Here is a 5,447-nt window from a genome sequence, read left to right on the forward strand (position 1 = left end):
CCTCCACCGCCCGCGCCGCCGAAGAGCGGCTGCGGCACTGGGCCGGCGTCCTCGGCCCGCCGCCCATCCGGCACACCGTGTCTCGGCCGACTTCACACGCCGGCGTCGTTTTCGGGCAACGCCGGCGCACACGCTCGCCGCATCCTGACCTTGGCGGTCAGTCTGTCACCAAGATCCACAGGGGTGGGAGTGCGGCGCACAGGGCCCGGCCGATCGGCTCGAAGCGGGACTGGTCCGGCTGCCCCTCGACGCCAGCACATCACCTTGGCCTTCGGGAATCGCGCATGCCCCGCGAAAGGCCTGCTGGAGCAAGGTCTCCCATGGCCGCGCTAGAGGGGCACAACTACACTGCCAGACACACGGATTGACTCGATGTCATGTCTGCTGATGAGGACGCTTGCGCGGCACCCCCTGGGGGGTGGCAGAGGGTCAGTTATCCCACTATTCTCCGGCGGTCCGGACACGACCATGCCCGGGGAAGAGAGTCGGCGTGCACCGTATACGAGATGCTGAAGGCGGCGAAGCACTCCCACGGGAACGTCGATACCTCGAAGATCAAGTACCTTCCGGCGAAGTACACCAAGAAGCAGGTCGACGACTCGATCGACGCGATCATGAACGCCACCAAGGCGCTGGACGCCTCGCACCTCGAGGTGTACTCGGCCTCCGCCGCGCCGGACGGCTCCGGCATCCAGCTCGTCGTCGCAAAGTCCGCCGTCGACCACATCAAGGCCGAGTTCGCCGACAACAGCGTCCCCGTCACCGTCACCACGGGCGACCCGATCACCCCCATCGCCTGGCGGTGGGACGATCCCAGCCCCTTCATCGGCAGGGACGTCCTGGTCGGCCCGGCCCACGCGGCGGGCTACACCGCCCAGTGCACCGCGGGCCTCGCCGCCGAAGACAGCTCCGGCAGCGACTACATCATCACCGCCGACCACTGCTTCTCCACCGGATCCGGCACCCACGTCCACGGTGAAGGCGACGCGGTCGGAAACTGGCAGCTCAACTACGGAAGCTACGTCGGGGACGTCGGCGGCGACCGGCCCGAGTGGGACGCACAGGTTATCTGGACCAAGCAGTCCAACGGCGCGGGAAGCAACTCCGACGAGGCCGACCAGCCACAGGGCCAGTGGTACCCGGTGACCTCCGCCGCCTACTCCTACAACGGCGACTCCGTGTGCCAGGACAGAGCCCGCTCCTACTACGACGGTTCAGCATCACCGACAGCAGCAGCCGGCAGGCCCGCGGCATCGCGTCCGCGTTGGGAGGAGGCTCCTTCTGCTGGACGGAGGCCCCCGACATCCTCAACGCCTGGAACCTGCACCTGAACCCGCACGTCCAACGCGACAGGGCCCCTCCGGGACACCAGAGGGGCCCACCGTCAGGAGGCACCCCTTGAAGCGCAAGGCCGCTCTGCTCGCCATCTCGCTCGTGCCGCTGCTCGCCGCGTGCGCCGGCCACGACACCTCAGCCGCGGCGGACACCAGATCGCCGGGCAGACCGACCCGAGCAGGCTGGCCATTCAGCGGGTGCCCGTGGGCAAGGACTCCGTCCAGGTCGAATACCGCAGCGGCCGGAGCGGGGATCCCGTCAGCACCTACCTGACGACAACGAACGGAACCGTCGTCGGCCGCGCCTCGAATCCCGCCGAGGACGGCAAGGCCACCGTTGACATGCTGTGCCCAGGAACCACGTGGGTACAGGTGACCGACCCGCGCAACTTCGACTACCAAGCCGTCGTCGTGATCACGCAGTCCGGCCGCCCGAACGTCGTCTCGTCGGTGCCGGTGTTCGTATCTGGATCGGTCCCCACCGTGCCAAGGACGCAGCCCTGAGTCGGGTAGCCGGGTCACGTTGCCGTGACCTGGCTGCCCGACTTGTCCGAGTGCACCGACACTGCTCGGCCGACCGGCTCCGCGGCTGGGCACCTCGTGGGGCGACGTGCACTGGCGCGGGCACCTCCGAACAGGCCGCCGGCTAACGGGTGTTGCTCAGCGCCTTCCAGGGCAAGGCCCGGTGGGCCGGCGTTGCTGGTGAATCTGGGACGACCGGCCAGACGGCGGCGAGACGCCGTTGAACCTCGCCCACGTGCCCTGCGGGAAGCCCGCGGAACAGGTGCTGCGGAAGTGGCGGGCGCCCGGGGCCGGGGGCGGTGGCCGTCACAGCCGGCGGGTGCGCAGCACTCCGGTCAGCATCGGCAGGGTGAACCCGCCCTCCGCGGTCTCCGGGCGGCCGGCCAGGAACGTGCGGATCCGGCCCAGCGCGGCCTCCCGCCGGTCGTCCGGCATGACCAGCATCCCCGCGCGCGTCGCCAGGGTCGCGACCAACGAATCGGCCGTGCGGGGCTGCCCGTGCGGGAACACGTCCTGCTGCGCCTCGCCGAAGCGGACGGCCCCGCCGCTGCTCGGGAGATGGGCACCGGCTGTCTCGGCCCGCCAGGCGGCGGGCGTGTCACGCGGCCCGATCGCCGCGGCCCCGCTCACCCGCGCCAGTTCGGCGACCCACTCGACCCGGTCGTCCAGGAGGTTCCAGAGCCCGGCCAGGACGCCGCCTGGGGCCAGCACCCGGGCGATCTCCGGCCCGGCGACCGCCATGTCGAACCAGTGCATCGCGTTGCCGGCCAGCACGGCGTCCACCGAGGCGTCCGGAAGCGGAACCGACTCCGCGCTGCCCGACAGCGCACGGACGGCCGGCAGCAAGCGGCGCAGCTCGGTCAGCATCGCCGGATCCGGCTCGACCGCGATCACCTCGACCCCCAGCTCGAGCAGGGTGGCCGTCAACTTTCCCGTCCCGGCCCCGAGATCGAGCACCCGCGGCCCGGGCGCGGAGTCGAGCGCCCACCGCACCGCGGCGTGTGCGTAGTCCGGACGGTGCTCGGCGTAGGCGGCCGCCGCCGCACCGAAGGAGGAGGCGTGGAGACGCTGTCGGTCGTGATCCATCCGGCCACGCTATCGATGCCCGGGCGCTCGGGCGGGATTTCTCAGCACTTCCTCGACTTCCGCGGCGTCCGCGCCGGTTGCCTGGCGGTGCGCGGAGGTGTCCTCCGGGTTCACGGCGGTCGGACGAAGTCCTCCGTACTGCCGGCTGCCCGGAGCAGGCCGACGCCGCCGTCCACGAACTCGCGGGCGGCGGCGCTGTGGTCGGTGTCGGCCTGCATGACTACAGCCTCTGGTAGCTGTCTTGACGGTCAGTGGGCGGCGAGCTGGCGGTGGAGGTTGGTGAGGGCGGTGTTGGTGGCGGTGGTGTGGTTCGCGTGGACGGTGCCGATGGGGAGGAGATGGGGCCAGCCGTGGGGGGTGGCGGTGAAGGTGTAGGCAAGGTGGGTCTGGGTGTTGTTGTGCTGGGGGGTGAGGTGGATGGTGGTGTGCCCGTGGAAGTGGCCGGTGTGGGAGGCGGCGTAGTGGGTGTCGGGGGTGATGTGGGTGGTGGTGGCGGTGAAGTGGATCTTGGGGCCTGGCTTGTTGACACCGTTGGTGTGGACGGTGACGTGGGTGGTGCCGCCGAGCTGGTCAGGGGGCGTGGGGCCGGGCCGGAAGGTGTTGTGGGGGTGCCACCAGGTGGAGGTGCCGTTGAGCTCGGCGAAGAGGTGCTGCCAGACGATGTGGGCGGGGGCGGGGAGGATCGTCGTGGCGGTGTGGTTGATGGTGTGCACGGGTTTCCTTTCCGGGTTCGTGTTTGGGTTCGGGTTCTGGATCTCCGGGGTGGTGAATCAGAAGATATGCTGTCCCGGGGTGAGGGTGTGGGCGGGGTCGTAGGTGCGCTTGGCAGCGGTGAGGGTGGCCCATTGGGGGCCGTAATGACGCTGCCAGTCGGTGGTGGTCATGTGGGGGACGGCGCCGACGAGATAGCGCTTGGCACCGAGCTTGGTGGCGTTGTCGTAGAGGGCGCGGTTACGGGCGAGGGCAGGCTGGGGGTCGGTTCCGGGGTGGGGGAAAGTGAGGAAGTCGAAGAGGTAGGCGGTGGGTTCGCCGGGGGTGATGGCGAGGGGACGGGTGATCTTGTTGGTGTGGAACGGATAGCAGAGGAGGAGCCCGGCGCCGAGGTCGTCGGGGGTGAGGGTGGGGACGGTCTGGGTGAGGAACTGGTGGGTGGCGGTGGCGGGGAGGAAGAGGGAGAGCCAGGGCTTGGGCTGGTCCCAGTAACCGGTGTTCTTCAGGTTGTCGGCGAAGGCGTTGACGCGGAATGTGTAGTCGCGGTAGGTGGTGTCGGTGATGGTGGTCTGTTGCGGATTGGGGGTGAGGCCGGCGAGGAGGGGGGCGGAGGCGGGGGGTGTGGTGCCGTTGTAGTAAGCGACGGTTTCGATTTTGTATTGGGTGGGGGTTCCTACGGGTTGGGGCTGGATTTCGCCGACCTGGGAGTGGAAGCGACCGTCGTTGAGAATGGTTTCCTGGTCACTCATATAGGTCGCGAGGTCGGTGTAGTAGAGGTTGAAGACCAGGGCGCGCTCGGGGGCGGGGATGAGCTTGACGGTGGCGCGGACGATGATGCCGACTTGTCCCGCACCGGCGAGGGCGGCGTTGAAGAGGTCGGCGTTGCGGGTGGGGGTGGCGGTGAGCAGGCGGCCGGTGCCGGTGACGATGTCGAGGGATTCGACGGTGTCGGTCTGGAGCCCGTACTTCTGCACGGTGGAGCCGATGCCGCCGACGGAGAGGGTGCCACCGATGGAGAGGTGGAGGTAGTCGGTGAGGCAGGGCGGGGTGAGGCCGCGCTGGAGGGCGGCGTCGGTGAGCTGGGCCCACGTGACGCCGGCGTCGACGGTGGCATTGGTGGGGGTGATCGCGTGAATGCGGTTGAGGGCACGGGCGTTGATGCTGATGCCGCCGGCGGCGCCGGCCTGGCCGTAGTTGGAGTGTGACTCGAGGTCGTTCCCGGTGCCGCTCTGGCCGTTCATCGCTACCTTGAGGCCGTTGGCACGGGCGTAGTCGATGATCTTGACGATGTCCTGGACGGAGCCCGGGGTGAGGACGGCGTGGGGCGTGGTGGTGACCAGGCGCCCGAAGTCCTGGGCGAACGCGGTGGTGGTGGCGGGCGCGGTGGTGAGAGTGCCCTCCAGGGCGGGGACGGGGCACAGGCGTCCGGAGACGGGGGTGTCGGCGGTGGCCCAGGCGCGGGTGGTGGTGTTGTAGCCGATGACAGTGGCGGCCAGGCCGGTGAGCAGGGTGCGTCGGGTCAGGGGTGGGCGGCTCATGGGTGGCGGGGTTCCTTTCCGTAGGGGTGATGGGCGGGGCCGGGGGGCAGGGGCCTTGGGGCGTGGGGTGGTTGGTGGTGGGTGTGCGGTGGGTGTGACGGGGTGGGGGTATGCGTGTGGCCTGCCGTGGGCAGGCCGGGGTGTTGGGGTGTTGGTGTTGGGGTGTTGGTGGGGGTGTTAGGGGGTGGGGGTGTGGGTGGTGGTGTGGTAGTTGGTGTGGTCGAAGTGGCGGGTTTGTTGTTGGTAGGTGTGGGTG

5 protein-coding genes are annotated in these 5,447 nt (G+C 69.6%); 2 read left to right on the top strand and 3 right to left on the bottom strand.

The window, feature by feature from the left end; all coding sequences use genetic code 11:
- Positions 1-506: 506 nt before the first annotated feature.
- Complete coding sequence (locus ABTY61_RS41035; RefSeq protein ID WP_350510351.1) at positions 507-1,331, top strand: chymotrypsin family serine protease; 825 nt, start codon at positions 507-509, stop codon at positions 1,329-1,331.
- 207 nt (positions 1,332-1,538) lie between these two features.
- The gene (locus ABTY61_RS41040; RefSeq protein ID WP_350510352.1) at positions 1,539-1,838 is read left to right on the top strand and encodes a hypothetical protein; all 300 of its coding nucleotides are present in this window, start codon (positions 1,539-1,541) and stop codon (positions 1,836-1,838) included.
- 324 nt (positions 1,839-2,162) lie between these two features.
- On the opposite strand, the gene ABTY61_RS41045 is transcribed toward ABTY61_RS41040, so the two are convergent.
- From ABTY61_RS41045 to ABTY61_RS41055, 3 genes are all read right to left on the bottom strand, one after another.
- Positions 2,163-2,942, bottom strand: coding sequence for a class I SAM-dependent methyltransferase (locus tag ABTY61_RS41045; RefSeq protein WP_350510353.1), 780 nt, complete (start codon positions 2,940-2,942; stop codon positions 2,163-2,165).
- Between the two features lie 248 nt (positions 2,943-3,190).
- On the bottom strand, positions 3,191-3,655 hold the full coding sequence (locus ABTY61_RS41050; RefSeq protein WP_350510354.1) for an SRPBCC family protein: 465 nt from the start codon (positions 3,653-3,655) through the stop codon (positions 3,191-3,193).
- A gap of 57 nt (positions 3,656-3,712) precedes the next feature.
- The gene (locus ABTY61_RS41055; RefSeq protein WP_350510355.1) at positions 3,713-5,191 is read right to left on the bottom strand and encodes an FAD-binding protein; all 1,479 of its coding nucleotides are present in this window, start codon (positions 5,189-5,191) and stop codon (positions 3,713-3,715) included.
- Between the last annotated feature and the right edge of the window lie 256 nt (positions 5,192-5,447).

This window comes from Kitasatospora sp. NPDC096128 (assembly GCF_040303105.1).
Lineage (GTDB): Bacteria > Actinomycetota > Actinomycetes > Streptomycetales > Streptomycetaceae > Kitasatospora.

Coding starts and splice junctions, on each gene's coding strand:
- ABTY61_RS41055 (WP_350510355.1), bottom strand. CDS start 5,191: ATGAGCCGCCCACCCCTGACCCGACGCACCCTGCTCACCGGCCTGGCC.
- ABTY61_RS41035 (WP_350510351.1), top strand. CDS start 507: ATGCTGAAGGCGGCGAAGCACTCCCACGGGAACGTCGATACCTCGAAG.
- ABTY61_RS41045 (WP_350510353.1), bottom strand. CDS start 2,942: ATGGATCACGACCGACAGCGTCTCCACGCCTCCTCCTTCGGTGCGGCG.